This is a genomic window from Williamsia sp. Y721 (genome assembly GCF_059683565.1).
The window spans coordinates 496,408-523,334 of record NZ_JCASNH010000002.1 but is presented as its reverse complement, the minus strand read 5'-3'; the positions used below and the strand labels follow the sequence as shown (position 1 = coordinate 523,334).

Genomic DNA, 26,927 nt, shown 5'->3' with positions numbered 1-26,927 from the left:
TGAACGAGCATTGGTGCTGCCGTCCGGCGGCCGGGCGGCAGCACCAATACGCATCTTGATCTAGTCCGCGTATGACTCGTCGAGTTCAGCGATGGTCTTCTGTGACGAATCGGTGATGATGTCGAGGATGTTGCCGTACTCCGGTGAGTCGGAACTGACGATGGAAACGTGGTCTTCGCCCTTCAACAGGACCAGCTCGCCGATGCCGCGGCGGCGGTCGACCTCTTTGATGTACCGCTCCGACAGGATCGGTGGCACCAGGGTGTCGGCTGTGCCGTGGACCGCGATCACCGGCATGGTGACGTCGACGTTCTGGATGGGATCGACGGAGGCGTAACGATCGGGAACCTCTTGCGGTGTGCCGCCGAGGACGGTCACGATGCGGTCATTGCCGTGATTGGCGGCGTAGACCATGTCCAGCGGCCCGGCCAAGGAGACAACCCGCGTCGGACGGAATTTGGGACTGTGGCCGACCTCGTTGGCGTTCAGTTGGTTTCGGGTCCCTGCCCACATGGCCAACTGTGCGCCTGCGCTGTGGCCGACCACCAACTCATCATCGACGGTGATCTGTGGGAACTGCTTGTCGATTTCCGGTACGAAGTCGAGGGCGTTGGCGACGTCGGTGAAAGTGGTCGGCCAGCCACCTCCGGATCCGACGCGGCGGTACTCGATGTTGTAGACGGCCATACCGCGTTCGGCCAGGTCCAGCGCGTACGGACGCATGGTCTGCGCATCGAGCGCGGACTTCCATGAGCCCCCGTGGATCAGGACGACGAGCGGCGTCGAATCAGTCGTCTGCTCGCCGGCGGGCAAGTAGAGATCGCCCCAGTTCTGGTCGGGGTCGGCACTGGGGGAGGTGTCGTATGCGAGTCGGTGAACGGTGATCTCGCCGAGCGTTTCCGCGGTCGACGATGGTGTGGACACCGGGTTCGAATCCGTGTCGGAACACGCAACCGCCACGACGATAACACCGATGAATCGAATGGCACTGGCCACCGTTCTGGATAGCTTCATGTGAATAAGTAAATCGCGGCCGGCTGCGGGAGCTCTCATAAGGCTGGTGTTTTGTAATCGCTAACAACAATGAATTGATGTGGATCCGGGAGTGCCTCTCGCACAATGACATTTGTCATGTCGGATTCATGACATCGACAGTGTGATGACTGTGGTAATCAGTGCATGATCAATTCATGAGCACAACAGCGATTGAATTGCGTGGGCTGACAAAGTCCTTCGCCTCATCCGGCGGGCCGGTGCGGGCCGTCGATGGTGTTGATCTGCAGATCAATGCCGGGGAGGTGGTGGCGTTTCTCGGCCCGAATGGGGCGGGTAAGACGAGCACCATCGACATGATCCTCGGACTGTCCCAACCTCAGTCGGGAGATGTCAGCATCTTCGGGCTCAAACCGTCCGTGGCCGCCGGCAGCGGACGAATTGCCGCAGTGATGCAAACCGGCGGCCTCCTACCGGATTTCACGGTCTCCGAAACGGTCCGGGTGGTTGCTGCGTCCTTCGGTATCAGCTCATTCGGCCATGTCATGGAACGGGCGGGACTCACCGCCATCGCCGATCGCCAGGTCTCGAAATGTTCTGGCGGTGAGCAACAGCGGTTGAAGTTCGCGTTGGCGCTGTTGCCCGACCCGGATCTGATCGTCCTCGACGAGCCGACCGCCGGAATGGATGTCGAATCGCGCCGCAACTTCTGGGCGACCATGCGAGCCGACGCCAAGAACGGCCGGACCGTGGTGTTTGCGACCCATTATCTGGAAGAAGCCGACGCCTTCGCCGACCGAATCGTGATGATGGCCCACGGCCGAATTGTTGCCGATGGTTCGGCTGCGAGCATTCGGGCACAGGCCAGCGGCCGCAGCGTTTCGGCAGTTCTCGGCGGCGACGATCTGGCCCGCACAGTGGCGAAGTTTCCCGAATTGGCCGACGTTTCTGATCGTGGGGGCCGAGTCTTCTTGCGTACGCAGGACTCTGACGAGCTCGCCCGATATCTGCTCACCGAGACCGGGGCGCGTGATGTCGAGATCACCTCGCACAACCTCGAGGAAGCCTTTGTCGCACTCACCAGTGAAGCCCCGCAGAACCTCGAGAGGATCAAACGATGACCACCCTTACTCCCCCCGCCGGCGGGCTCTTGCGTGGCTTCTCCCTCACCTACATAAGCCTTGACCTGCAGCGGATACTGCGGAATCGGCGTGCGCTGATCTTCACCATCGCGATTCCGACCCTGATGTATGTGATCTTCGGGGCCACCGCCAGTGACAGCGGTGACAAGATCGGCAGCGCGAACACTGCCGCCTACGTGCTGATCCATATGGCGGTGTACGGCGCGATCCTGGCCACCACGACCACCGCCGCATCTGTTGCAATCGAACAGCAGGCCGGTTGGACGCGAACACTGTTGATGACTCCGCTGACTCCGGCGTCCTACGTGCTGTCGAAGGTGGCTGTTGCCCTCACGGTGGCAGCGATGCCACTGGTGTTGTTGTCGGTGGTCGGCGTCTTCACCGGTGCCAAAGCGCCGGTAGGGCTGTGGATCCTTTCGATACTGCTCGGATGGCTCGGATCGGCGTTGTTTGCGGCCTTCGGACTGGCCGTCGGCTTTGCCTTGCGGAGCGATGCCGCAACTCAGGTTCTCGGTGGCGTGCTCACCCTGTTGGCCTTCGCGGGCAACCTGTTTGTCCCTCTCAAGGGTGCAATGCTGACGTTCTCGATGTTCACCCCGATGTTCGGTATCGGGACACTGGCGAACTATCCACTCACCGGAGGCGAGACGGCGGACGGCGACCACATCTCATTGCTCGTGGTATTCGCCAACATCGTGGTGTGGGGCGCCATCTTCGGATACGCCGCAATTCACTACTACCGCAAAAGCACGACGCGACAATAGGTAAGTTCAGGTGGGCAACAACTACATCCATCAGAAAGCGGAGACATCGACATGTCATTGATCGCACTTCTCGATCTCAAGTTCAAGGCTGAATCCCTCGACGACGCCAGGACCGTGATGAAGCGGGTTCTCGCGGAAACCAGGGCATTCGAAGGATGCGAAGGTGTCGAGGTGCTGATCGATCAGGCCGACCCGGCTCACTTTCTGGCTGTTGAACGCTGGGCATCCGCCGAGCACGATGCGAAATACCGGGAGTTCCGGGCGGGCGAGGGCGCGATCACCGATCTCGGGCCGCTGCTGGCCGGCCGGCCGGCTCTGACCGTCTACCAGGCTGACAGCGATATCTGAACACTGTCGCTGGGCGCAAGATCTGGTGCCTCGGTGCGGGCGGTCTCATTGACCGTCCGCACCGAGGCGTTCAAACCACATCGATGTCGTCTCGGTAGGACTATCCGATGTCGAGACTGACGAATGACTGGTTCCGTGCCTGGCGCGACGGCCGTTGGCCCTTCGCGGCGGTGTGGTTGTTGTTTCTGGCCTACCCCATCGCGGAGACGGTGACGGCGACGTCTCTGAGCTTCTCCGTCCGGGTTTCTGGCCTCGTCGCATTGGGCGTCTTTGCGCTGGGCTATCTGTTGTCCTGCGTTTACCTGATCAACGATCTGGACCGGACCACCGGCAGTTGGCGCCGCGGGGCAATTGCCGGGTTCCTGTTACTCGCCGCCATCGCAGGCATGATGACGACCATCCTCCATGAGGAGGTCTTTGCGTTGGCGCCGTATCTGATGGCGTTGGCCTCCTTCGCCTTTCCGTTGCCGGTGGCAGTCGCGGTATGTGTGCTGCTGATGGGCGCCGCCGTGCTCGTGCCCGAGCTACTGGACGATTGGCAGATCGACACCGGAATCGTGTTGATGTTATTGGTGATCGGGCCGGTGTTGCTGACGGTACGGATGCTCCGAACCAGGGAAGAGTTGCGGGGAGAAGCCGCTGCGACTGCCCGCCGACTCGACGAACAACTCGCCATCATCGGTGAGAGGGAACGGGTGGCACGCGATGTACACGACATACTCGGTCATTCGCTGACCGTGTTGACAATCAAGGCCGAACTCGCAGGCCGGCTGGTCGATGTCGACAGTGCTGCCGCCAAAGTCGAGATCGCCGACCTGCACCGGATCTCCCGTGAGGCCCTTGCGGCGGTCCGGACAACGGTGGGTGGCTTGCGTTCTCCGGATCTCGATTCGGAATTGCTCTCGGCGCGTACAGCTTTGATGGCCGCGCAGATCATCCCTGAGCTCCCTTCGGACACATCGGTCGTGCGCGCCGAGAATCGCACCCTGTTTGCCTGGGCGCTGCGTGAGGCCATCACCAATGTCGTCCGGCATTCAAGTGCGTCGTCGTGCCGAGTCACGCTGTCGCCCAGCATGATCTGCGTGATCGATGACGGCGTCGGACAGGCCGGTGCCGGTATCGGGAACGGTCTACGCGGACTGCGCGAACGTGTCGAGGCGGTCGGTGGGCTATTGGTGCTGGAGGGCAGTGACGGTACGGCTGTCCGGGTCTCGGTCGAACAAGGAGACATGGTTTGAGTGAGATCAGGCTGCTGGTCGCCGACGATCAGGCGTTGGTGCGCGGCGCGCTGGCCGCGCTGCTGAACCTGGAGTCGGATCTGACCGTGGTCGCTCAGGTGGGTCGGGGCGACGAGGTGCTCGAGGCGGCCCGGACCTACGCCTGCGATGTCTGCCTGCTCGATATCGAGATGCCCGGGATGGACGGAATCGAGGTGGCGAGCATCCTTCGGCGGGAACTGCCGTCCGTCCGCACCCTGATCGTGACGACATTCGGCAGGCCCGGCTACCTGCGCCGAGCCGTTGAAGCAGGCGCCTCAGGGTTTGTTGTCAAAGACACCCCATCCGCGGACCTGGCCGATGCGGTACGTCGGGTCCATGCCGGACTCCGGGTTATCGACCCCACGCTCGCGACCGAGAGCCTGGCCACCGGAGGCAACCCGCTGACCGAACGGGAACAGGACGTGTTGCGGCTGGCGTTGACGGGTGCGCCCGTCATCGAGATCGCTGCCCAGGTGCACCTGTCGGCGGGAACAGTGCGCAATTACCTGTCCAGTGCGATCGGCAAGACGGGGACCGGCTCCAGGCTGCAGGCCGCGCGGATGGCCCAGAAGCACGGTTGGCTCTGAACGGAGATGCCCGGCCCGGTTGTGATGTAGCCGACAATCGGGGGTTCGGCAGCAGCGGGAATCGCTCGGCGGGAGCCGGTAGGGGCGATCTTTTACCGGGCGCGATTTCAATCCGGCGTGGGTGCCGTGAGAAAATAATTCGATGTTTGTTGCCGGGGTGATCCTCCGTGCAATGATCAGCGATCATCTGTGGTCAGCAACGGCGCTGGCTAGAGCATGTGGGACTTGGCCTACGGGCACGTAAGTGCAGGTGGAACAGTCTTTAGGTTTACCTTAACTGGTTTGCCCGTCCCACGTGCGTAACCACTGCTGAAACGGTGCGCTCCGACTGAGCGCGATGTTAAGGGCGAAAAGTATGAAGCACGCTCCCGGCCCGATTGGGCTCTACGACCCGCAGAACGAGCACGACTCCTGCGGTGTTGCCTTTGTTGTCGACATGCATGGTCGGCGTAGCCGCGACATCGTCGACAAGGCGATCTCGGCCCTGGTGAACCTCGAACATCGTGGCGCTGCCGGCGCCGAGCCGAACACCGGTGACGGTGCCGGGATCATGATCCAGGTTCCCGACCGCTTCTTCCGCGCGGTTGTCGACTTCGAACTGCCTGCCGAGGGCTCGTATGCCACCGGCATGGCCTTCCTGCCGCAGGGTTCGGCCGACGCCAAGACCGCTTGCGATGGTGTCGAGAAGATCGTGACGTCCGAGGGCCTGACCGTCCTGGGCTGGCGTGATGTTCCCATCGAAGAGGCTTCGCTTGGTGCGCTGGCGCGTGACGCCATGCCGACCTTCCGCCAGATCTTCATCGCGGGAGAGAGTGGCGACAACCTGGAGCGGCGCGCGTATGTGGTGCGCAAGCGGGTTGAGACCGAACTCGGCAGCAAGGGCGCCGGACAGGACGGACCCGGTCGCGAGACCGTCTACTTCCCAAGTCTTTCCGGCCGTACCTTCGTCTACAAGGGCATGCTGACCACCCCGCAGCTGCGTGGTTTCTACATCGACCTGCAAGACGATCGCGTCGAAAGCGCACTGGGCCTGGTCCATTCGCGCTTCTCCACCAACACGTTCCCGAGCTGGCCGCTGGCCCACCCCTTCCGTCGCGTTGCCCACAACGGTGAGATCAACACCGCAACCGGCAACGAGAACTGGATGCGGGCCCGCGAGGCGCTCATCGACACCAGCGTCTTCGGTGAAGGCACCGCGGAGAAGATCTTCCCCGTGGTCACCGAGGGTGCCTCCGACACCGCGCGCTTCGACGAGGTCCTCGAACTCCTGCACCTCGGCGGGCGCAGCCTGCCGCACGCGGTCCTGATGATGATCCCGGAAGCCTGGGAGCGTCACGAGTCGATGAAGCCGGAGCACCGGGCGTTCTACGAGTACCACTCGACTCTGATGGAGGCATGGGACGGACCGGCATCGGTCTGCTTCACCGACGGCACCCTGATCGGTGCGGTCCTCGACCGCAACGGCCTGCGCCCGAGCCGCATCTGGGTCACCAAAGACGGACTGGTCGTCATGGCCTCGGAGGTCGGTGTCCTCGACATCGACCACGGAGACGTGGTGCAGAAGCTGCGCCTGAAGCCGGGCCGGATGTTCCTGGTGGACACCGCCGCCGGTCGCATCGTCGACGATGCCGAGATCAAGGACGAGCTCGCCGCCGCGCACCCGTACCAGCAGTGGCTCGACGAGGGCATGAAGCACCTCGACGACCTGCCCGGTGAGCCGCACACCCACATGGCCCATGACCGGGTCAAGCTGCGTCAGCAGGTGTTCGGATACACCACCGAGGACATCAGCCTGCTCATCGAGCCGATGGCCCGCACCGGCGCCGAGGCGATCGGATCGATGGGCACCGACACGCCCATCGCCGTGCTCTCGAAGCGTTCGCGGATGCTGTTCGACTACTTCCAGCAGATGTTCGCGCAGGTCACCAACCCGCCGCTGGACGCGATCCGCGAAGAGGTCGTCACCAGCATCGGCGGCACGATCGGTCGTGAGGCCGATCTGCTGAACCCTGGTCCCGAGTCGTGCAAGCAGATCGTGCTGCCGCAGCCGATCCTCGACAACGACAACCTGGCCAAGCTGGTGCGTCTGGGCGAGGACGAGCGGTACGCCGACTACCGCAGTGTGCAGATCCGTGGCCTGTATCCGGTTGCCGAAGGTGGCGCCGGACTGCGTAAGGCCATCGATGATGTCCGCACACAGGTGTCCGCGGCGATCGCCGACGGCGCCCGTCTGGTTGTCCTCTCGGATCGCGAGTCCGACGAGACCCTCGCCCCGATTCCGTCGTTGCTGCTGGTCTCGGCTGTGCACCATCACCTGGTCCGGGAAAAGACCCGCACCCAGGTCGGCCTGCTGGTGGAGGCCGGTGACGCCCGCGAGGTGCATCACATGGCCGCGCTGGTCGGTTTCGGTGTGGCCGCGATCAACCCGTACATGGCGCTGGAGACCATCGAGGATCTTGCGCTGCGCGGTGTCCTGGGCGGGCTGGATTACAAGACGGCCCAGAAGAACTACATCAAGGCCGCAGGCAAGGGCGTCCTCAAGGTGATGTCGAAGATGGGCATCTCCACGTTGGCGTCGTACACCGGAGCCCAGCTGTTCCAGGTCATCGGCATCGACCAGGAAACCGTCGACGAGTACTTCACCGGGCTGCGGTCCCACCTCGGTGGCATCGGTCTCGATGAGATCGCCGGCGAGGTTGCCGTCCGCCATGCCGTGGCGTTCACCGACCGTCCCGAAGAGCGCGCACATCGCGAGCTCGAGGTCGGCGGCGAGTACCAGTGGCGTCGCGAAGGCGAATACCACCTGTTCAACCCGGACACCGTCTTCAAGCTGCAGCACTCCACCCGCACCGGCCAGTACTCGGTGTTCAAGGAGTACACGAAGCTCGTCGACGACCAGTCCAAGCAGATCGCTTCGCTGCGTGGTCTTTTCGACTTCAACTTCGGTGACCGTGATCCGATCCCGATCGATCGGGTCGAGCCGGCCAGCGAGATCGTCAAGCGCTTCTCGACCGGTGCGATGAGCTTCGGCTCCATCTCCGCCGAGGCGCACGAGACCCTCGCGATCGCGATGAACCGTCTCGGTGGTCGTTCCAACTCCGGCGAGGGCGGCGAGAACGTTCGTCGTTTCGAGCCGGACGAGAACGGCGACTGGCGTCGCAGTGCCATCAAGCAGGTCGCGTCGGGCCGTTTCGGCGTCAACTCGCACTACCTGACCAACTGCACCGACATCCAGATCAAGATGGCCCAGGGCGCGAAACCCGGTGAGGGCGGCCAGCTTCCGCCGCACAAGGTGTACCCGTGGGTCGCCGAGGTCCGGGGTTCGACTCCCGGTGTCGGCCTGATCTCGCCGCCGCCACACCACGACATCTATTCGATCGAGGATCTCGCTCAGCTGATCCACGACCTGAAGAACGCGAATCCGGAAGCTCGGATTCACGTGAAACTTGTGTCCGAGGTTGGCGTCGGAACGGTCGCCGCGGGTGTGTCGAAGGCACACGCCGACGTGGTGCTGATCTCCGGCCACGACGGCGGTACCGGAGCCACGCCACTGACATCCGAGAAGCATGCAGGCGGTCCCTGGGAACTCGGCCTTGCCGAAACCCAGCAGACGTTGCTGCTCAACGGACTTCGTGACCGCATCGTGGTGCAGGTCGACGGCCAGCTCAAGACCGGTCGCGATGTGGTTGTCGCTGCTCTGCTCGGTGGCGAGGAGTTCGGTTTCGCCACCGCACCATTGGTGGTTGCAGGCTGCGTGATGATGCGTGTCTGCCACCTCGACACCTGCCCCGTGGGTGTCGCGACGCAGAACCCGTTGCTGCGCGAACGGTTCACCGGCAAGCCCGAGTTCGTCGAGAACTTCTTCATGTACATCGCCGAAGAGGTCCGGGAACTGCTGGCTCGCCTGGGCTTCCGCACCCTGCAGGATGCTGTTGGCCAGGTGCAGATGCTCGACACCGCCAAGGCACTAGACCACTGGAAGTCGGCAAAGGCGGGCAAGCTCGACCTGTCGCCGATCCTGGTGCAGCCGGATTCGCCCTTCATGAACCAGGACCTGTACTGCTCCGGCAGCCAGGACCACGCGCTGGACAAGGCACTCGATCAGCAATTGATCGCCCAGGCCCGTTCCGCGATCGACAAGGGCGAGCGGGTGGCCTTCACGTCGAAGATCGCCAACGTCAACCGCACGGTCGGCACGATGCTCGGCCACGAGATCACCAAGAACTACGGTGCCAACGGACTGCCCGACGGCACCGTGATCATCGACTTCACGGGTTCGGCAGGCAACAGCTTCGGCGCGTTTGTGCCCAAGGGTGTGACGCTGCGGCTCAAGGGTGACGCCAACGACTTCGTCGGCAAGGGTCTGTCGGGTGGCCGCATCGTGGTCGCACCTGCAGACAATGCCCCCGAAGGCTTTGTGGCAGAAGAGAACATCATCGCGGGCAACGTGATCGGATTCGGCGCCACCGGCGGCGAGATCCTGCTTCGCGGAGTGGTCGGCGAACGATTCTGCGTACGTAACTCCGGTGTCACCGCGGTGGTCGAGGGTGTTGGCGACCACGGTTGTGAGTACATGACCGGTGGACGCGTGGTGGTCCTCGGATCGACCGGACGCAACTTCGCGGCCGGCATGTCCGGTGGTATCGCGTATGTCTACGACCCCGCAGGCGCATTGGCGGCGAATCTGAACACCGAACTCGTTCAGCCCGAACCGCTCGAAGCCGATGATCTCGAGTTCCTCGAGGGCATCGTGAACAAGCATCGCAACGAGACCGGTTCGCCGGTCGCACAGGCGATCCTGGACGACTGGGCAAACAAGGCCCAGAACTTCGTCAAGGTGATGCCACGTGATTACAAGCGTGTGTTGCTGGCCATCGCGGCAGCAGAGAAGGATGGACGCAGCGTGGACGAGGCAGTTATGGAGGCCGCACGTGGCTGATCAGCGAGGTTTCATCAAGCACCCGAAACGGGAACTGCCGCAGCGCCGGCCGGTACCGCTGCGCCTGATGGACTGGAAAGAGGTCTACGAGGATTTCGACAAGAACACCCTCAAGACCCAGGCCAGCCGTTGCATGGATTGCGGTATCCCGTTCTGCCACAACGGCTGCCCGCTGGCCAACCTCATTCCCGAGTGGAATGACCTGGTCTACAAGGATCGCTGGGCCGACGGCATCGACCGGTTGCACGCCACCAACAACTTCCCGGAGTTCACCGGGCGGCTGTGCCCGGCGCCATGTGAGGCGTCGTGCGTGCTGGGGATCAACCAGCCCGCGGTGACGATCAAGCAGGTCGAACTCGAGCTCATCGAGAATGCGTTCGACGAGAACTGGGTCGAGCCGGTGCTGCCGTCGAAGAAGACCGGCAAGTCGGTTGCGGTCGTCGGCTCGGGCCCGGCGGGCCTGGCTGCGGCACAGCAGCTCACCCGCGCCGGCCACGACGTCACCGTCTTCGAGCGGGCCGATCGGATCGGTGGCCTGCTGCGGTACGGCATCCCCGAGTTCAAGATGGAGAAGATCTTCATCGACCGCCGACTCCAGCAGATGGAGGCCGAGGGGACCACGTTCCGTACCGGTGTCAACGTCGGTGTCGACCTCACCGTCGATCAGCTGCGTGCCGATTTCGACTCGGTGATCCTCTGCAACGGCTCCACCGTGGGTCGCGATCTGCCGATCCCCGGACGCGAACTCTCCGGCATCCATCAGGCGATGGAGTTCCTGCCCTGGGCCAACCGGGTGCAGCAGGGCGACGACGTGCTCGATGCGGACGGTCAGCCGCCGATCACCGCAAAGGGCAAGAAGGTCATCATCATCGGCGGTGGCGACACCGGTGCCGACTGCCTCGGTACCTCGCTCCGTCAGGGCGCCGAGATCGTCCATCAGTTCGAGATCATGCCGCGTCCCCCGGAGGAGCGCGCAGATTCGACTCCGTGGCCGACCTACCCGCTCATGTTCCGCGTCTCGTCGGCACACGAAGAGGGCGGCGAGCGTGTCTTCTCCGTGAACACTGAGGAGTTTCTCGGTGAAGACGGACGGGTCACCGGGTTGAAGGCGCATGAGGTCGTGATGAACGCCGGACGCTTCGAGAAGGTCGAGGGCAGCGAGTTCGAGCTCGAGGCCGATCTGGTCCTGCTGGCCATGGGCTTTGTTGGTCCCGAGCGCGGCGACTTCCTCGACAAGCTCGGTGTTGCCTACAACGAGCGTGGAAACGTCAAGCGTGACAACAACTTCGAGTCGACCGTGCCCGGCGTGTTCGTGGCCGGAGATGCCGGACGCGGGCAGTCGCTGATCGTCTGGGCGATTGCTGAGGGACGGTCGGCAGCAGCTGCCGCCGACACGTACCTGACCGGTTCCTCGTTGCTGCCGACGCCGATCGAACCGACGCAGGCACCTCAGCGATAGGTGATGCGAAATCCTCTCGGGCCTGAGAGGATGTGCACGGGCGGGGAGCGATATCAGATCGTTACCATGCTTCGTGTTTTCGGATCAGCGGAGGAAACGGCATGCGGTTGCGTCGATGGGTCAGTGCGTTCGCGGCGGGGGTACTGGCAGCGGGAACGCTGACGGGACTGTCCACTCCGATTGCCGGGGCTGATCCCGAGGACTGCCCGGAGCTCTACGTGTTGGCAATCCCCGGAACCTGGGAGAAATCGGCTGACGCTCAGATCCGGGGGATGCTCGCGTATCCGACCACGGGTCTGGGTTCAGAAACGAGAACCCAGCTCGTCGGGTACAACGCCACCGCCTTCCCCTGGGAAGACGGCGGCAGCATCTACGGTGAGTCCAAGGCGCAGGCCGTGGCCAACGCCGAAGGTCTGGCAGTCGTGATGACCAATCGGTGCCCCGGCACCAAGGTCGCGCTGATCGGTTACAGCCAGGGCGCGGACGCGGCGGGCGATGTGGCCGCCGACATCGGCAGCGGGCGAGGCGTCATCTCGCCTGCCAAGTTCGCCGGTGCCGTCCTCATCTCTGATCCCCGAAGGTCGAAGCAGGACACGCTGATCGGGCCGAAGCTGAGCGGCGAGGGCAACGGCGGACCGCGACAGGGTGGATTCGGCTGGGTCAAGAACCGCACCTTCACCATCTGCGAGCCGAACGACCAGTACTGCAACGTGCCCCGCGACTACTACGTCTCCCGGATCATCGGCTACCTCGCCGAAACCAGTGATCCGAACCCGGATCAGGTTGCCCAGTACCAACTCGAAGCCGCGGCGATCCTCGGTGAATTGATCACCCGGGGTGGTCCGGGTGCACTCGTCGATGAACTGAGCAACGACAAGGCCCGAGCGCAGATCGTCGCCTTTGACAAGTTCCTGCAGTCGGGTTCCCACGGCAGTTATGCCGACTTCGAGGTGCAGCCCGGAGTGAGCGCACTGCAATGGGCACAGAACTTCCTCGCGGGTCTCGCCTAGCTCCAGGCAGTCCGCGCGTGTGGCTGTTGGGGCAGATGTGACTCGCCCGCGTGTTGTCCGAAGAATCGGAAGTTTGCCGGCGTAATGTGATCTACGCAACATTGTGGACCGCATTGAGGTGCTGACCTGCGAAGAGTAACGACGCGACCGGTCAACACGACACATGGCACAGACGAACGATGGAGACAGGCAAGCGTAATGCCAGGCCATATCCAGTATCGTGAATACTTTCCGCTGTAGTAAAACAGGATGTGATCAGTCGTGAAACTGGCGAACTCCCGCACCCGTCGCCGGACTCAAATTCTTGGGATGACCCCACACCTTTTCGGGACGAATGGACTGATTGCCCATCGTCGGCTGGCCCGGATGTATCCCGAAGACGGCGAGCGGCTGGCGACTTCGGCAGATCTTCGCCAGTTCAACCTCTGATCGTTCGGTTCAGCTCTTGATCACGCGGTCCGCGAACTCGGCGATCACCTCTGCGGTGACCCCGGGTTGCTGGACCACAAAGTAGTGTCGCGCCGGACTCAATGCCCGGTACTCGGCACCCAGCTGCGCCGCATACCGGCGCTGCTTCCATTCCCAGTAGATCCTGACCGGGGTACGCCGACCCGAAACCGCTGACACGACCAGCGTCGGAGCGTGCAACTCGGCGGTCCGACGCAAGCCGGTCAACTCGGAATTGAGTACCCCGAACGCGGTCTGCTCCACCAGTAGCGCACGGGGATAGTTCTTTCCGCCGAACACATCCGCGATCCAGGCCTTCTGTTCATCATCGAACCCGTCCGGCGCTCCGGGATATGTGGCGATCGCATGACCGACGACCCCGGCGGAGCGGGGCAGCGGCAGCTTGTTGATCACGGTCGCCGCCGTATGCGCGAACCGGTTGCTCAAACCCGGCGGCACCACCTGCAGCGGCACCACCACATACGAACCGTCGAGCATGATCACGCCCGCGACCCGTTCGGGTCTGCTGCGCGCATATGCCTCGGCGTACAGCGACGCGAGCGAATGTCCGACCACCAGAACCGGCTCGATGATGCCGAGGGTGTCGAGGATTTGATCGATGCGTTCGACTTCGGCGGCGAGTGACGGGACCTCGCCTTCGGGCAACGGCTCGGAGTAGCCGTAACCCGGACGGTCGTAGCGGATGATCGTCCACCGATCGTTGAGCAGGTCGGTCGCCTGATCGAAGTCGAACCAGTTGCCGCCCAACGCCGCCAGATACAACAGCGGTGGGCCCTGGCCATCGACCACCACATGGGTCCTCAGGCCGGCAATGGTCATGAAACTCCCGGGTGGCTGCACTCGGCCAGCTTAGGTGGCGACGGCCTTGCTTGTCCGTCGCGCTGAACCCGTGATCCCGGCGATCACGAAGAGAACCACCAGAGAGGCCAAGGCCCCGTATCCGATTGCCTTGGCTGTGGTCACCGCAGAGGCTTCGATGGCAGGTCCGGGCTGATCGGGTTCAGCGACCTCGGGCTCTTCGACCGTCAGCGACTCGGTCGCCCGCTTCAGATCGTCACCGATCGAGGTGAGGACACCACCGAGCTGATCCACACCATCGGTCACCTGCTCGGCGGCGGCAACCGCGTCGGTCCGGGCGTCGGCCAGGGTCGCCAGACCGTCGCGGAGTTCGACCGCCGACGTGTACGCCGACGAGATGGCGCTGTTGGCCGAGGCCGCCGACGCCTGCACCGAGGAGCCGAGATCGGTCAGGGAGGTGCGCAACCCGGCGACCGACTCGAGATCGGCCGAGAGGGCCCGCGCCGACGTCTGCATCGCCTGCAGACTGTCACGCGTTTCTTTGGACCCCGGTGCCTTCACCGTGTCCAGGGTGGTCAGCAGCGGGGTGATGATCTGGTCGAATTGCGTGGCGACCGCGGACAGATTCTGTGCCTCACCGACGGCGTTGCCTGCCGAGGTGCTCGCGGTTGCGATCTGATCGGCCGCGACCGTCAGATCGGGAGTAGAGCCGAGTGCCTGGACGAGCTGATCGGCACCGAGCCGTGCGGTGTCGATGGAATCGAATATCTGCTGGGCGCTCGAGGTCACGGTGCTGATCCCGGAGGAGGCGCTGGTCGCCGCGCCCGACAGGAACCCGAACAGCAGTTGCGCTTCCTGCAGTGAGGTCCGCGCCGAGTCGACCTTCTCCGTTTCGACGTTCCCCGAGTCGGGTCCGGTGGGCGGGGCCGTCGGCGCCGGGGTGTACGTCATGGCGAAAATCAGTGTGCCGGTGCAGATGCCGATCAGGACGACCGTCAGAAATATGGGCGCTGACCCGAAAAGCCGGGTGGTCCAGCGTGAACCGGTTCGCCACAGCCGGACAAGAGGGTCTGGGAGGTGCAACGGTCGTCCTTGTCGTCGGCCTGGTACCTGCGGCACCGATTGTTCCGCGGCACACGCGAGCACACCATGCCAACCTCGCCGTCACCCACCGCGGAAGCTGACGATCAGCTGACGGTTTCATCGGCAGCGGGGAGAATCACCGTCACGACCGTACCCACGCCGGGCTCGGACGTCACCGTGGTCGTTCCGTTGTGCGCCTCGACGATTGCTTTGACGATCGCGAGCCCCAGGCCCGAGTGACCTTGTGTCCGTGCCCCGCCGGGTTCTGCGCGCCAGAATCGGTCGAACAAGTTCTCCAGCTGCTCGGGCCGGATCCCATCTCCGTGGTCGCGTACCTCAACTCGGATATCGGCCCCTACCGACACCAGGACATTGATCGGCCGGTCGGCAGGCGTGTGCTCCTGAGCATTGCCGATGATGTTGCCGAACACCTGACGGAGACGATGCGGATCGCCCAGGATCCGGGCCGGACCCGTGCACTGGAAAGAGATCTCTCGTTCCGGTGTGACGACACGGGCATCGGAAACCACTTCGCGGACAAGATCGCCCACATCCATCCGGGTCAGCTCGAGCGGCACTCCGGCATCGGTGCGGGCCAGCAAGGTCATCTCGTCGAGCAGGAAGCGCATCCGCCCGGTCTCCGCCTCGAGCCGGGCCACCATCAGATCGATGTCGTCCGCACTGGTGAGCCCGCCCTGCAGATAGTGATCGATCCACGAACTCATCGTGGTGACCGGCGCCCGGAGTTCATGGGACGCGTCCGCGACAAAGTTACGCATGCGGTCCTCAGCATCCTGGCGCGCGGCGAATGCTGCTTCGAATGCGGTTGCCAGAGCGATGATCTCGGCGCCCGAGTCCGACCGGGCAACCTGCGACACGACCGTCTGCATGTCGTCGCCCGACGGGGTGGCGGCAGCGTCGGCCATCACCTCCAACGGCCGTAAGCCGCGCCGCAACAGGTATGCGCCGAATCCGCCGACCACTATCATCGACGCGACCGCCCCGGCGACGGTATACCAGAGCAGGCGTTCGACGAGTAGATCGTTGTCGCGTTGATCGAGGCCGATGATCAGATCTGTGACTTCCACGGTCGACGTGTTGTCGACGATGACGATCCCGGGCGCCGGAATACGGGTGACGGCGAAATGCTCCGATCCCACGGTGATCCGTTTTGCCTGGCCGACCGGGAGGTCGGCCGTCGCGCGGACGAACATCGCTCGTTCGTCTGACGTGACATCGCTGCCTGCCGATCCGATCATGTGGCCTTGTCCGGCGGAATCGACGACGACGAATACTGCAAGGGAAGGAAGTAGGGCCGCCACCTGCTGGGCCGGAACCTCGATGGGTGAGACCGCTGACAGTGCGGCCTCGATGCGATCTGACGTATTGATCAGTTGCGCGGCGGCGCGATCCTCGAGGTAGTCGCGGACCAGGACCACGCTGAGCAGCGGCGCGACGAGCGTTATGACAACGGTCAGCAGTCCCAGGGTCACGCCGAGGCGGAAACGGAGAGTGCGCGGAGTCCGACGGCTGCTCACCGAGAGGCGTCCAACGTGTATCCGAATCCGCGAACCGTGTGTAGGAGCCGGGGATGCTCGGAGTTGTCGATTTTGCGCCTGATGTTGGACACGAAGCGTTCGACGACGTTCCCGTCCCGCCCGAAATCGTAGCCCCAGATCTGATCCATGATCTGGGATTTGGACATGACGTGTCCGGCGTTCACCATCAGATACTCGACCAAGCGGAACTCGGTGGCCGACAAAGAGATCGGAGTTCCGCCGCGGGTCAGCCGCCGGGCGCTGCGATCCATTCGGAGATCGCCCACCTGTAAGACAACCTGAGGCAGACCAGCCGAACCGGCGCGGCGGACCAACGCGTCTATCCGGGCAAGTAACTCGGCCATGCTGAACGGTTTCGTCAGATAGTCGTCCCCGCCGAGTCGAAGGCCGCGAACCCGATCCTCGATCGCGCTCCGGGCGGTGAGGAACAACACCGGGGTGTGTTCGTCGCGGCTGCGAATCAACTGCACCACTTCGAAACCGTCGAGGCCGGGCAGCATGACGTCGAGGATGACCACATCAAACGACTCGGCCAAAGCCTTCATGGCGTCGGTTCCATTGGGCGCGGACGTCACCTGGTAGCCGCTGAACTCCAGCGATGAGGTGACGATCTCGGTCAGTTCCGGGTCGTCGTCGATCATCAGGACCCGTGGTGCCGGGTCCTGATCATCGCCTGTCTTATCGCTGCGGACCATCGCGATCGGAGCCTACCTGCGTCCGCCTACCAGGTCGCGCATCTGGTCCCGTCGATCGACGTACTTCCCGTATCGGCGGCTGGCCCTATCGATCTTCGCCGGCGAATAGAAGCGCCTGGCCCAGTACGAGTCGGGATGGGCCAGGCGGATCGAGCCGAAGAACCCCAGGAGTGGTACCGGCAAACCGATCAGGCCGGTGGCGACCTTGCCCTTCAACAAACAGATGACCGTATAGAGCAGGTGGACCACCACGCCCACCGCGACCAGGGTGCCGCCCAAGGCATTGGAGTGCGGTTCGTTCTCGCCGATGGGGGAGGTGGCGATCAGCATGGCCAGGCCCACCACGGCTGCGATCATCACCGCGTCGATGGACTTGCGGCCCTCTTCGGACCAATAGACGTCCTCGAGGTGTAACCACAGAGCGAACTCGTCGAGGGCCAGTGCCGCCCCGATCCCGAACAGGGCGGCGAGCACCTCAACCCATGGGGCCTCCGGCCGGAATCTGAATTCGAGCAGCGCGGCGACGAGAACCAGCAGGATGCCCCACACCTGGTGGTGGATGTGGACGCCACCGATGTAGATGTCGTTCACCGGACCCGAGTCGCGCTCACCGGCCGGGTTGTCCTTGCGGGCTTTGATCGACAGCGTCACCCGCCGAGTGATCCCATACGCGATGATGAAGCCGATCAAGGCCGCCAGTGCTGCAGAGCGGCCGGTCTCGACAATGTGTGTGTGAAACCAATTCACGACTTGTTCGAACCGCTCTACTTGGGTTTCGCGAGAGGGAACGCGAGCGTCTCGCGGATCGACTGCCCGGTCAGGAGCATGACGATCCGGTCAACACCGATACCAAGGCCGCCGGTCGGCATCATCCCGTGTTCGAGGGCCTGCAAGAAGTCCTCGTCGAGTTCCATCGCCTCGGGATCACCGCCTGCCGCGAGCAACGACTGCTCGGTGAGACGTTTGCGCTGCTCCACCGGATCGGTGAGTTCGGTGTAGGCCGTGCCCAATTCGACACCCCAGGCCACCAGGTCCCAGCGTTCGGTGACACCCGGAATGGTCCGGTGCTGACGGGTCAGCGGCGACACCGACGTCGGGAAGTCCTTGTAGAACGTCGGGAACGTGGTCTGGTCCTCGACGAGGTGCTCGTACATCTCGAGCGCCACCTGGCCGGCGTCCCAGTCGTTGCGGTATGCGATCTCGTGCTTGTCGCACAATTCTTTGAGGTACTCGACCTCGGAGTACGGGGTGACCTCTTCGCCGATCGCCTCGGACACCGCGCCGTGCAGGGTCTTCACCGGCCACTCACCGGAGATGTCGACCTTCTCGACCTCCCCGTCTTTGCCTTCGATGTAGACCACCTGCTCGCCGTGTGCGGCGATCGCGGCGTTCTGGATCATCTGCCGGGTCAGATGCAACATCCGGTCGTAATCACTATGTGCCTCATAGGCTTCGAGGCTGGTGAACTCCGGGTTGTGCTTGAAGTCCACACCTTCGTTGCGGAAGTTGCGGCCCATCTCGAACACCCGCTCCATACCGCCGACACACAGCCGCTTGAGGTAGAGCTCGGGTGCGATGCGCAGGTAGAGATCGAGATCGTAGGCGTTGATGTGGGTGCGGAAAGGTGCCGCGTTGGCGCCACCGTGGATCTGCTGCAGGATCGGTGTCTCGACCTCCAGGTAGTCACGGCCGGAAAGGAAGTCGCGCATCGACTTCACGATCGCGCTGTGGACCCGCATCAGTTCACGGGCGCGTGGATTGACGGTCAGGTCCACATACCGTTGGCGCACCCGGGCTTCGGGATCGGTCAGTCCACTCCACTTGTCCGGCAACGGATGCAGGCACTTGCCGAGCATCCGCCAGTCCTTGGCGAGCAGCGACAACTCGCCCTTGCGGCTACGTCCGACGGTGCCGCTGACCTCGATCAGGTCGCCGAGATCGACGGTTCCGGCCAGGTCCAGCGTGTCGGGTTTGAGGGCAGCCGAATCCACGAGGACCTGCATGTCGCCACTCCAGTCGCGCACATCGCAGAACACCACCTTGCCGAAGTCGCGCATCCGGATGACCCGTCCCGCGATGCGGCCGGTGGTGCCCTCGGGTGCGGCCACGGCCTCCGCGATGGTGTGCGTCGGCGGATAGGCAGGCGGGTACGGATCGATCCCGGCGGCGGTGAGCTCTTCGAGCTTGGCCAGCCGCACCCGGACCTGCTCGGGCCGGCGCGGGCCGCGATGCTCTCTCTCGCCTTCACTTTCGATCAGTTTGGCGATCTGCTCGATATCCACGCCCGGCGGGACCGACGACGAGCCGCCCGTGAAGTCGCCGCCCCTGTCGAACTTGGGCAGCTTCACAAAACCTTCGTTGACCACCGCCGCCAGGCCGACGCGCGGCACGGTGCGGGCGTCCTCGAAACAGAGGAAACGGGGCACCCATTCGGGCTGGTACTTGGCGTTCGACTTGTAGAGCGACTCCATCTGCACATACTTCGAGGCAAAGGTCAGCGCGCCGTACATCGCCCGCATGACCGGGCCGGCACCGATCGTGCCGCCTTCTTCGAAGACCGTGCGGAAGGCCGCGAAGTTCATCGAGATGTAAAGGATCCCGAATGCCTCTGCGTTCTCGGCGAATTCGGTCACCATCGTCTCGGTGAGTCCGTTGATTGAATCATGGTCGCGCCGCATCACATCGAGCGAGGCGCCGGTCGTGCCCCAGGGCACGAACGACAACATGCCGACGACCTTCTCGTCGTTGGTCCCCGCATTCTGAACGGCTTCGACCAGGATCGACCGCCCGTCCTTGGGGTCGCCGAGGCGGCCGAGCGCCATCGAGAAGCCGCGCTCCTCATCGGTGTCCCGCCAGGCATCGGCGCGAGCGATCATGGTGGACATCTGTTCTGGCGTCAGATCCTCGTGACGGCAGATCCGGACGGTGATGCCCGCACGCTTGGTGCGCGCCACCGATTGCCGGACCGCCTTCATGTCAGGTCCGTTGAGGTTGTAGCCGCGGGCGTGGATGATGGCCTCGTCGCCGATGTTGAGCGTTTTGAGGCCTGCGGCATCCCAGTGTTCGGCGCCGGTGACACTGACCCCGATCGCTCCGGGATGCCAGCCGTACCTGTCACAGATCTTCAGGAACTCTGCGATCGCGTCCGGCCAATACTTCTTGTCGCCGACGGGATCTCCGCCTGCCATCGCGGTGCCGACCTCGACGCGGTAGGTGATCGCGGCCAATCCGTTGGGGGCGAACACCACTGCCTTGTCGTGCCGCGTCGAGAAGTGGGCCAGTGAATCGTCGCCGCTGTATCCGTCGATCAACAGCCGGATCAGGCGTTCGTCGTCCGGGGTCATCGAGTTGTCGGAGCGCTGTGAGCGGAACAGGATCAGCGCGGCCGCGATCAGCGCAAGGGCCCCGAGAACACCGAGCAGGGTGTCGATCGGCTGATACGAGTGGTACTTGTCGTAGTCGGTCGAGATGTCGACGGACCCAAACGTCACAACATGATTGATCGCGTACGGCAAACGGTGGGACTGCGGGAGTGTGTTCGGCCAGATCTCGACGAGTGCCCAGCCGATGAGCGATGCGGCGACCAGGCCGGCGACCAGAACTCCCAGGGCGCGCCAGATCGCTCCGCGCCGGACCTTTGTGTAGAACTGCTGGTAGCTGGCAACGAGATACACCAGGGCCAGCAACTGGAACGCCAGGCCGATGAAGATGTTGAGCCGGACCACGGCGTTGACGCCGTTCTCGGATGCCAGCGGTTCGAACAGGTAGACAACGTTGGCCGTACCGAACAGCAGGATGTAGGCAACGGTCAGCCACCACGCGATGCGCTTGCGGGAGGCGAGCGCAAAAGCCAAGAGCGCCAGCACAAGAGCCCATGCCAGGCTGGTGTCAGGCGCCGAGACGATGTAGTTGTCGATGTAATCGCGCGGTACTTCGGTGAGGCGGCGGAACTGATACGAAAGGCTGCTGATCAGGGAGATCCCGGCCAGAACGCCGACAACCCAACTGGTGTACCGGGGAGCATTCCGGAACCATCCCGCAGGCGGTGTCAATCTGGATGGTCTGGCAATGGGTGAGCTTGTCTCGGAGATGGTTTCGGGTGTTTCGACGCTCACAGGTGGGTGCCTTTCCGCAGCTGGTCCGTCACAACGTTAACGTGCGGGTGAGATGATTGGATCGTGAGCCGACAAACAGTTCCGATCCGTGATGACTCAATCCGTCTGGGCCAGTTCCTGAAACTGGCCAATCTCATCGAATCCGGGGCCGAGGCCAAGGAGGTGATCGCCGACGGCCTGGTCAGTGTCAACGGTGAAGTCGAGACCCGCCGTGGGCGTCAGCTTGTCATCGGCGACGTCGTTGAGATCGGCGGCTTCGAAGCCGCCGTTGGTGCGCCCGACTGATCGGTGCCTTTATTACCCGTCAGTAGGAAGTGTCGTTAGGCTGGTGGACATGAGCGAAACGACGTTTGTAGCAACCGCCGACCTCGTCGACGAGATCGGCCCGGATGTCCGCAGCTGTGATGTCCAGTTCACGCAGTTCGGCGGCACCCGGGAGTTCGTCGGACCTGTCACCACGGTCAAGTGTTTCCAGGACAACGCGCTCCTGAAATCGATCCTCTCCGAGCCCGGCAACGGGGGCGTCCTGGTGATCGACGGGGCGAACTCGCTGCACACCGCGCTGGTCGGCGACGTGATCGCCGAACTCGGCCGCAGCAATGGATGGTCGGGGATCATCATCAACGGAGCCATCCGGGATTCGAAGATGATCGGGGCGATGGACATCGGCGTCAAGGCGCTCGGAACCAACCCCCGCAAGTCGACCAAGAGCGGCGTCGGCGAGCGCGATGTCCCGATCGAACTCGGTGGCGTCACCTTCAATCCGGGCGACCTGGCCTACAGCGATGATGACGGCATCGTCCTCGTCGCACCCGCGGAGTAGGGGACAGCATCATGGCGAAACCTGATCAGAGCACCTTTGACCGGCTCCGTGGGCTGGTCGCGATCGACGATGCCGACGCGCGGCCGACCCGGCCGGTGCTCGAGGCGTTCAGTGGCACCGAGATGACGACGATCCCGGTGGGCACTGCCGACGACGTCACCGTCGCATTCGAGAAGGCACGGATCGCGCAGGCGGACTGGTCGAAGCTCTGGCCGCGGGACCGGGCACAGATCCTGACCGATTTTGCCGACCTGGTGATGAAGAACCGCGACGCCCTGGCCGACATGGCGCAGGCCGAAACCGGCAAAGCTCGCGGATACGCCCAGGAAGAAGTGCTGGACGTGGCGATGACCGCCCGGCACTACGCCAAGACCGGCCCGAAACTGCTGGCTGCGGGCAGGGTCAAGGGAATGCTCCCGATCGTCACCGACACCCGGGTGCGCTACCAGGCCAAAGGTGTGGTCGGGGTGATCTCGCCATGGAATTACCCGATGACGCTGGCGGTGTCCGACGGACTGGCGGCGCTGATGGCAGGCAACGGGGTGGTCCTCAAGCCCGACAGCCAGACCCCGTACTGCGCACTCGCGGTGGTCGAACTGCTGTACCGCGCCGGTCTGCCTCGTGAGCTGTTCGCCGTGGTACCCGGATCGGGTTCGGTGGTCGGCCAGGCGATCGTGGCCCACGCCGACTATCTGATGTTCACCGGTTCCTCGGCCACCGGCGCACAGCTCGCCGAGCAGGCCGGTCGCCGGCTCATCGGATTCTCCGCCGAACTCGGCGGCAAGAACCCGATGATCATCACCAAGACCGCCGACATCGACAAGGCCGTCGAGGGGGCGGTGCGCGCGTCGTATTCCAACTCGGGACAGCTCTGCATCTCGATCGAACGGATCTACATCGAGAACTCTGCAGCCCCCGACTTCGCCGCCAAGTTCGCACGCCGGGTTGCGGCGATGTCCATCGGTGATGCCTACGACTTCTCAACCGAGATGGGATCGCTGGCGTCCGCCGCGCAGGTCGACGCGATTGAATCGCACGTCGAAGACGCCAAGGCCAAAGGGGCCACCGTCCTGGCCGGTGGTCGGCGACGTCCCGATCTTGGCCCGTTCTTCTATGAGCCGACGGTGTTGGCCGGTGTGGAAGAGGGCATGGATTGCTATGCCGAGGAGACGTTCGGTCCGCTGGTCTCGCTCTATCCGGTCGAATCGGTCGACGAAGCGATCGAACGTGCCAACGACACCGAATACGGCTTGAACGCAAGCGTTTTTGCCGGTTCCTCGGAAGAGGCGCGAAGGATTGCCGCAGAACTACGCGCAGGCACCGTCAACATCAATGAGGGTTACGCGGCCGCCTGGGGCTCGACTGCGGCCCCGATGGGTGGCATGGGTAAGTCAGGTGTCGGACGTCGTCACGGTGCCGAGGGACTGCTGAAATACACCGAACCGCAGACCGTTGCCGAGCAACGCATCATCGGCCTCGGCGGTATCAAAGGCGTGCCGCGGTCGCTGTTCATGCGGATCGTTCCGGCGTTCATCAAGTCACTGAAGTTGTTGCCCGGTCGCTGATCTCTCGGCGACAGGCCGGCACAACTGGAGGTTCTCAGCGGGGGCGACGACGGCGGAACAGCACGACGGCGACGGCCAGGACCGCTGCGATCAGCCACGCCAACTGTCTGCCTCCGCCGGACCGGGTGGCAGGCAGCGGGGTCGGTTCGGTCTGCTTGAGGGCGGTGAACCGAGACGGTTGTGCCGGGGTGGGGACAGCGACCGGTTCGGCCTGCGGCTCGGTGTGCGCGACCGGTGTGGGCGGCACCGTTGCGGGCGGTTCTGCCGGTCCGTTGGCGGCCACCGCCTGGGCCGGGGTCGACTTCGGCGGGGCCGTGTTGCGGGGCTTGTCGGGACCGCGCCGGACCGGCGGTTTCTGGGGGCCTGCCTTTTTCGCCGCAGATTTCTTGGCGGGTGCTTTCTTTGCCGGGACCTTCTTGGCGGGGGCCTTTGCGGCAGGCGCCTTCTTGGCGGCGGACTTCTTGGCAGGAGCCTTTTTCGCCGGTGTCTTCTTCGGCTCCGGCTGGTTCGGTACCGACGGGTGCTCGGGCGTACCGTCCGGTTGCGGCTCGGATGCGGGCTGTGGATCCGGGTCTGCCATGCGGGCGTCGCTCCTTCGCGGGATCGGCGAACAGTTGTTTCAGCGGGGGCTGGGCCGCCGCTCCGTCGGCGGGTGCGTGCTGACAATCATGCCTGCCTGCAGCGCCGTCGGCTCAGTTGGGTGCGGTCGACCCCAGGGCTGCGGCCAGACCGATCACCACGGCCATGGTCAGTACCTCGGCAACGGCGAAACGGAGAGAGGAGGTTTCGGGAAGTCGATGGCCGGCGGCTGCCGGTAGCCAGCGTTTGCGGAGATAAATGGCCGACATCAGCAGGATCACCAGACCGGTTGATTTCGCGATCAGAATCCGCCCGTACCCGGTCGTCCAGAGCGCCGGCAGTGAGTCGAGCTGCAGGACCGCGGCAACAACACCGCTGCACACCAGGGCGAGCACACACCACTGTGCCTGCAGAGAAAATCTGGGAAGACCCAGCGCCCAGGCCTTCCGGCCCCTGGCGGTCAGGGCCAGCGCGATCAGGGCCCCGCACCACCACGAGGCGGCGAGCACATGGATCGCCAATGCCGCGGCACCACCGGTCTGTTGTCGCAGATGTCCCGTGATCGGCTCGATGACCACACCGAGGGCGGCCACGGCTGCCGCGGCCTCCGGTGCGACGAGGTTCGGTCGGCGGATCCAGACGATCGCCGCGACACAGATCCCGACGGCGCACCCGGCACCGATGATGGCGGGGGTGGTGCCGCCGGCCCGCACGAAGTCGCGGACACCGATGTCGGCGGCGGACTGCCCGACACGCTCGGCGGCATGCAACCAGGATGCGATCAGTGCGGAGACGGCCCACAGACCGGCGGCAACGGACATCAGCCGCAGGGCAGCGGGGTCGGTGGGGTCGCCGCCGAGGAGCCGAAGGCCGGTCAATCCGAGGACGGTCATGGCGGCCACCAGGGCGACCGCCTGGGCGAGCGCCTCGGGCTCGGGTCCGGCCGGGTGCGCCACCAGCGCGGCCAGCAGCACGCCACCACACGCCGCGGGTACGGCACCGAGCAACCACTCGCGCCGCGCCGTACCCGCAGTCATGCGTCTACTTCTTGCGCTGCGGTCGAAGCGCAAATGCCAGACCGCCGGCAAACAGCACCACCGCACCGACGATGAACGGCCACACCGGGACTCCCGATGACGATGAACCGCCATCGTCGACCGCGGCGCCGGGCGTGCCCTGGCCTTCGGCGGTCAGGGTGAACGTCAGCCGGCCCTCCACCGGGTGGCCGTCAGCCGACGTCACGCGGTAGTTGACGGTGTACACGCCCACGGGCCCCAACTCGGAGACCGGTGCACTCATCGTGCTGCCGGTGACCGTGGCTTCGCCGGACTGCCAGTAGTGCTCGTCCGGCCCGACCACGGTCAAGCTCGGAAAGCTCTCCTGCATCGGTTCGTTGAAGGTCAGTGTCACCCTCGACGGCCCGACCGCCAGCGACGCGCCATCGGCGGGATCGGAGCTGACCAACGCTGCATGCGCCGACGCGACCGGCGCGGTGGCGGTACCCGCCAGCACCGTGAGGATCAACGCGCCGAGGAGCAGGCCCGCCCGCCTCACCGGCGTGAGCGCAGCACTGCGCCGATGCCGATGCCGATACCCAATGCGCCCAACGCGATTCCGATACCACCGAGCCAGCGGGCGGTGTTGTCTTCCTCATGCTCGGAGTCATCGGAGTGTGCGTTGTCGCCATCGGCCGAACCTCCGTGGCCGTGGCCGTCGGCGGATTCTGCACCCAGCGTCACGGTCGGGGCCGGCTTGTCGGGCTCGGGCTCACCTTCGACGGTGGGCTGATCCCAGTTGACGACCTCTCCGTCGGAATAGGTCTGCACCGCCGGGAATTCGACGGTCTCCTGCTTGGGCAGGGGGCCGGCCGACAGCGGGAACTGCATGAACTCACCGGGCGCGATGCCCGGATTGCCCTCGACCACGCTCCAGGTCACGGACGTCGCTTCTTCGGTGGTGGCGTCCTTGGTGATTTCTGCGATCCACCCCGGAATGGGCTCGGTGCGAGCCGATTTCAGATTCGGCAGGGTGACCCTCACCGAGACGGTGTTGGCGGTGTCGGATTCGTTCGGAACCCGGAAATTGACGACGCCGTAACCGCCCTGGGTGAGGTTTTCGCCGACGGCGCTCACATGAGCCGAAGCCGAACCGACGCCGAGCAGTGTGCCGGTCCCGACGAGTGCCGTGGTGGCGATGCCGGCGCCGATGAGCCGGGCCCGCCGTGAGAATGAAGACATGCGTGATTCCTTTGGTCGAGATGAGGTGTCATCACCCGATCTCGATGTCGGGTGATGAATGTGGCGAGTGGAATCAGATCGCCGGTGGACCTCGAACCCCGATGCCTCCGGGGGCGATCAGGGCGATCAGTGGCTCAGGGGCCGGAGTTTGTTGCGCGCCTGGTCGATTGCGGTCCGTGATCGGCACGCCGATCAGGAACTCGAGCGCCCGCAGGACGGAGGTGATCACCTGATACAGGCGGCCGGCGCCGGAAATCAGCAAGGCGCACAAAGGAATTGCGACGAGGTGCGTGATCAGCATCGCGCCGGTGTTGCTCTGGTGTGACATCGCAGCCGGCTCGGCGGCCGCGGTGAGGCAGACGTGTGCGGCGACCTGGGTGCCGGTCAGCAGGACCAGGAGTCCGGCCGCGGTGGTCAGCTGCCTGCTCAGGGCGCCGGCGGCCACGCCGAGCAGGATCAGCAGGAGGAGCCCCGGGGTGCCCGGGAGATGGCCCGACGCCGCAC

Annotated in this window: 23 protein-coding genes; 11 read left to right on the top strand and 12 right to left on the bottom strand. The window is 64.3% G+C overall.

Features of this window, described 5'->3' with window-relative positions:
- Positions 1 to 60 precede the first annotated feature (60 nt).
- Positions 61 to 1,014 carry an alpha/beta hydrolase family protein gene (locus AC56PL_RS11160; protein WP_497153856.1) on the bottom strand — a complete coding sequence of 318 codons (954 nt, stop codon included), beginning with the start codon at positions 1,012 to 1,014 and terminating at the stop codon, positions 61 to 63.
- Between the two features lie 176 nt (positions 1,015 to 1,190).
- Here AC56PL_RS11160 and AC56PL_RS11155 point away from each other — a divergent pair, with 176 nt between their 5' ends.
- The 8 genes from AC56PL_RS11155 (at position 1,191) to AC56PL_RS11120 (ending at position 12,501) form a co-directional block, all read left to right on the top strand.
- Positions 1,191 to 2,114 (top strand): ABC transporter ATP-binding protein, encoded by a 924-nt coding sequence (locus AC56PL_RS11155; protein WP_497153855.1) that lies wholly within the window; start codon positions 1,191 to 1,193, stop codon positions 2,112 to 2,114.
- Complete coding sequence (locus AC56PL_RS11150) at positions 2,111 to 2,899, top strand: ABC transporter permease (protein WP_495513762.1); 789 nt, start codon at positions 2,111 to 2,113, stop codon at positions 2,897 to 2,899. Before AC56PL_RS11155 ends, AC56PL_RS11150 begins: the two co-directional genes overlap by 4 nt.
- Positions 2,900 to 2,950: 51 nt before the next feature.
- A complete protein-coding gene (locus tag AC56PL_RS11145; protein ID WP_482136657.1) occupies positions 2,951 to 3,247 on the top strand; it encodes a putative quinol monooxygenase in 297 nt (98 codons plus the stop codon).
- Between the two features lie 107 nt (positions 3,248 to 3,354).
- Complete coding sequence (locus AC56PL_RS11140; protein WP_495513761.1) at positions 3,355 to 4,485, top strand: histidine kinase; 1,131 nt, start codon at positions 3,355 to 3,357, stop codon at positions 4,483 to 4,485.
- Complete coding sequence (locus AC56PL_RS11135) at positions 4,482 to 5,093, top strand: response regulator transcription factor (protein WP_497153854.1); 612 nt, start codon at positions 4,482 to 4,484, stop codon at positions 5,091 to 5,093. Before AC56PL_RS11140 ends, AC56PL_RS11135 begins: the two co-directional genes overlap by 4 nt.
- Positions 5,094 to 5,448: 355 nt before the next feature.
- Complete coding sequence (gltB, locus tag AC56PL_RS11130; RefSeq protein ID WP_497153853.1) at positions 5,449 to 10,032, top strand: glutamate synthase large subunit; 4,584 nt, start codon at positions 5,449 to 5,451, stop codon at positions 10,030 to 10,032.
- Positions 10,025 to 11,491, top strand: coding sequence for a glutamate synthase small subunit (locus AC56PL_RS11125; RefSeq protein WP_495513758.1), 1,467 nt, complete (start codon positions 10,025 to 10,027; stop codon positions 11,489 to 11,491). Before gltB ends, AC56PL_RS11125 begins: the two co-directional genes overlap by 8 nt.
- A 101-nt stretch (positions 11,492 to 11,592) precedes the next feature.
- On the top strand, positions 11,593 to 12,501 hold the full coding sequence (locus tag AC56PL_RS11120) for a cutinase family protein (RefSeq protein WP_497153852.1): 909 nt from the start codon (positions 11,593 to 11,595) through the stop codon (positions 12,499 to 12,501).
- Positions 12,502 to 12,939: 438 nt separating this feature from the next.
- On the opposite strand, the gene AC56PL_RS11115 is transcribed toward AC56PL_RS11120, so the two are convergent.
- From AC56PL_RS11115 to lysX, 6 genes are all read right to left on the bottom strand, one after another.
- Complete coding sequence (locus tag AC56PL_RS11115; RefSeq protein ID WP_497153851.1) at positions 12,940 to 13,788, bottom strand: alpha/beta fold hydrolase; 849 nt, start codon at positions 13,786 to 13,788, stop codon at positions 12,940 to 12,942.
- Positions 13,789 to 13,818: 30 nt separating this feature from the next.
- On the bottom strand, positions 13,819 to 14,718 hold the full coding sequence (locus tag AC56PL_RS11110) for a hypothetical protein (RefSeq protein WP_497153850.1): 900 nt from the start codon (positions 14,716 to 14,718) through the stop codon (positions 13,819 to 13,821).
- A gap of 236 nt (positions 14,719 to 14,954) precedes the next feature.
- A complete protein-coding gene (locus AC56PL_RS11105; RefSeq protein ID WP_497153849.1) occupies positions 14,955 to 16,388 on the bottom strand; it encodes a sensor histidine kinase in 1,434 nt (477 codons plus the stop codon).
- Positions 16,385 to 17,104: a response regulator transcription factor gene (locus AC56PL_RS11100; RefSeq protein ID WP_497153848.1), complete on the bottom strand. Its 720-nt coding sequence runs from the start codon at positions 17,102 to 17,104 to the stop codon at positions 16,385 to 16,387. Before AC56PL_RS11100 ends, AC56PL_RS11105 begins: the two co-directional genes overlap by 4 nt.
- Positions 17,105 to 17,116: 12 nt before the next feature.
- Positions 17,117 to 17,851, bottom strand: a complete 735-nt coding sequence (locus AC56PL_RS11095) for a hypothetical protein (RefSeq protein ID WP_497153847.1) — start codon at positions 17,849 to 17,851, stop codon at positions 17,117 to 17,119.
- 17 nt (positions 17,852 to 17,868) lie between these two features.
- Positions 17,869 to 21,219, bottom strand: coding sequence for a bifunctional lysylphosphatidylglycerol synthetase/lysine--tRNA ligase LysX (lysX, locus tag AC56PL_RS11090; RefSeq protein WP_497153846.1), 3,351 nt, complete (start codon positions 21,217 to 21,219; stop codon positions 17,869 to 17,871).
- A 63-nt stretch (positions 21,220 to 21,282) separates the two neighbouring features.
- Here lysX and AC56PL_RS11085 point away from each other — a divergent pair, with 63 nt between their 5' ends.
- Genes AC56PL_RS11085 through AC56PL_RS11075 form a run of 3 tightly spaced genes read left to right on the top strand, consistent with a single transcriptional unit; the run spans position 21,283 to position 23,607 of the window.
- A complete protein-coding gene (locus AC56PL_RS11085) occupies positions 21,283 to 21,504 on the top strand; it encodes an RNA-binding S4 domain-containing protein (RefSeq protein ID WP_495513750.1) in 222 nt (73 codons plus the stop codon).
- Between the two features lie 49 nt (positions 21,505 to 21,553).
- On the top strand, positions 21,554 to 22,042 hold the full coding sequence (gene rraA, locus AC56PL_RS11080; protein WP_495513749.1) for a ribonuclease E activity regulator RraA: 489 nt from the start codon (positions 21,554 to 21,556) through the stop codon (positions 22,040 to 22,042).
- Between the two features lie 11 nt (positions 22,043 to 22,053).
- Positions 22,054 to 23,607 carry a succinic semialdehyde dehydrogenase gene (locus AC56PL_RS11075; RefSeq protein WP_497153845.1) on the top strand — a complete coding sequence of 518 codons (1,554 nt, stop codon included), beginning with the start codon at positions 22,054 to 22,056 and terminating at the stop codon, positions 23,605 to 23,607.
- 34 nt (positions 23,608 to 23,641) lie between these two features.
- On the opposite strand, the gene AC56PL_RS11070 is transcribed toward AC56PL_RS11075, so the two are convergent.
- The 5 genes from AC56PL_RS11070 to AC56PL_RS11050 form a co-directional block, all read right to left on the bottom strand.
- Positions 23,642 to 24,187: a hypothetical protein gene (locus AC56PL_RS11070; RefSeq protein WP_497153844.1), complete on the bottom strand. Its 546-nt coding sequence runs from the start codon at positions 24,185 to 24,187 to the stop codon at positions 23,642 to 23,644.
- A 112-nt stretch (positions 24,188 to 24,299) separates the two neighbouring features.
- Positions 24,300 to 25,223 carry a CopD family protein gene (locus AC56PL_RS11065; RefSeq protein WP_495513746.1) on the bottom strand — a complete coding sequence of 308 codons (924 nt, stop codon included), beginning with the start codon at positions 25,221 to 25,223 and terminating at the stop codon, positions 24,300 to 24,302.
- Positions 25,224 to 25,227: 4 nt separating this feature from the next.
- The gene (locus tag AC56PL_RS11060) at positions 25,228 to 25,740 is read right to left on the bottom strand and encodes a copper resistance CopC family protein (protein ID WP_497153843.1); all 513 of its coding nucleotides are present in this window, start codon (positions 25,738 to 25,740) and stop codon (positions 25,228 to 25,230) included.
- Positions 25,737 to 26,423, bottom strand: a complete 687-nt coding sequence (locus AC56PL_RS11055) for a YcnI family copper-binding membrane protein (protein WP_497153842.1) — start codon at positions 26,421 to 26,423, stop codon at positions 25,737 to 25,739. The genes AC56PL_RS11060 and AC56PL_RS11055 overlap by 4 nt, the downstream gene beginning before the upstream one ends.
- 73 nt (positions 26,424 to 26,496) lie before the next feature.
- Positions 26,497 to 26,868, bottom strand: coding sequence for a hypothetical protein (locus AC56PL_RS11050; RefSeq protein WP_495513743.1), 372 nt, complete (start codon positions 26,866 to 26,868; stop codon positions 26,497 to 26,499).
- Between the last annotated feature and the right edge of the window lie 59 nt (positions 26,869 to 26,927).

Coding starts and splice junctions, on each gene's coding strand:
- AC56PL_RS11115 (WP_497153851.1), bottom strand. CDS start 13,788: ATGACCATTGCCGGCCTGAGGACCCATGTGGTGGTCGATGGCCAGGGC.
- AC56PL_RS11155 (WP_497153855.1), top strand. CDS start 1,191: ATGAGCACAACAGCGATTGAATTGCGTGGGCTGACAAAGTCCTTCGCC.
- AC56PL_RS11160 (WP_497153856.1), bottom strand. CDS start 1,014: ATGAAGCTATCCAGAACGGTGGCCAGTGCCATTCGATTCATCGGTGTT.
- AC56PL_RS11065 (WP_495513746.1), bottom strand. CDS start 25,223: ATGACTGCGGGTACGGCGCGGCGCGAGTGGTTGCTCGGTGCCGTACCC.
- rraA (WP_495513749.1), top strand. CDS start 21,554: ATGAGCGAAACGACGTTTGTAGCAACCGCCGACCTCGTCGACGAGATC.
- AC56PL_RS11070 (WP_497153844.1), bottom strand. CDS start 24,187: ATGGCAGACCCGGATCCACAGCCCGCATCCGAGCCGCAACCGGACGGT.
- AC56PL_RS11055 (WP_497153842.1), bottom strand. CDS start 26,423: ATGTCTTCATTCTCACGGCGGGCCCGGCTCATCGGCGCCGGCATCGCC.
- AC56PL_RS11150 (WP_495513762.1), top strand. CDS start 2,111: ATGACCACCCTTACTCCCCCCGCCGGCGGGCTCTTGCGTGGCTTCTCC.
- AC56PL_RS11075 (WP_497153845.1), top strand. CDS start 22,054: ATGGCGAAACCTGATCAGAGCACCTTTGACCGGCTCCGTGGGCTGGTC.
- AC56PL_RS11100 (WP_497153848.1), bottom strand. CDS start 17,104: ATGGTCCGCAGCGATAAGACAGGCGATGATCAGGACCCGGCACCACGG.
- AC56PL_RS11140 (WP_495513761.1), top strand. CDS start 3,355: ATGTCGAGACTGACGAATGACTGGTTCCGTGCCTGGCGCGACGGCCGT.
- gltB (WP_497153853.1), top strand. CDS start 5,449: ATGAAGCACGCTCCCGGCCCGATTGGGCTCTACGACCCGCAGAACGAG.
- AC56PL_RS11110 (WP_497153850.1), bottom strand. CDS start 14,718: ATGACGTACACCCCGGCGCCGACGGCCCCGCCCACCGGACCCGACTCG.
- AC56PL_RS11120 (WP_497153852.1), top strand. CDS start 11,593: ATGCGGTTGCGTCGATGGGTCAGTGCGTTCGCGGCGGGGGTACTGGCA.
- AC56PL_RS11145 (WP_482136657.1), top strand. CDS start 2,951: ATGTCATTGATCGCACTTCTCGATCTCAAGTTCAAGGCTGAATCCCTC.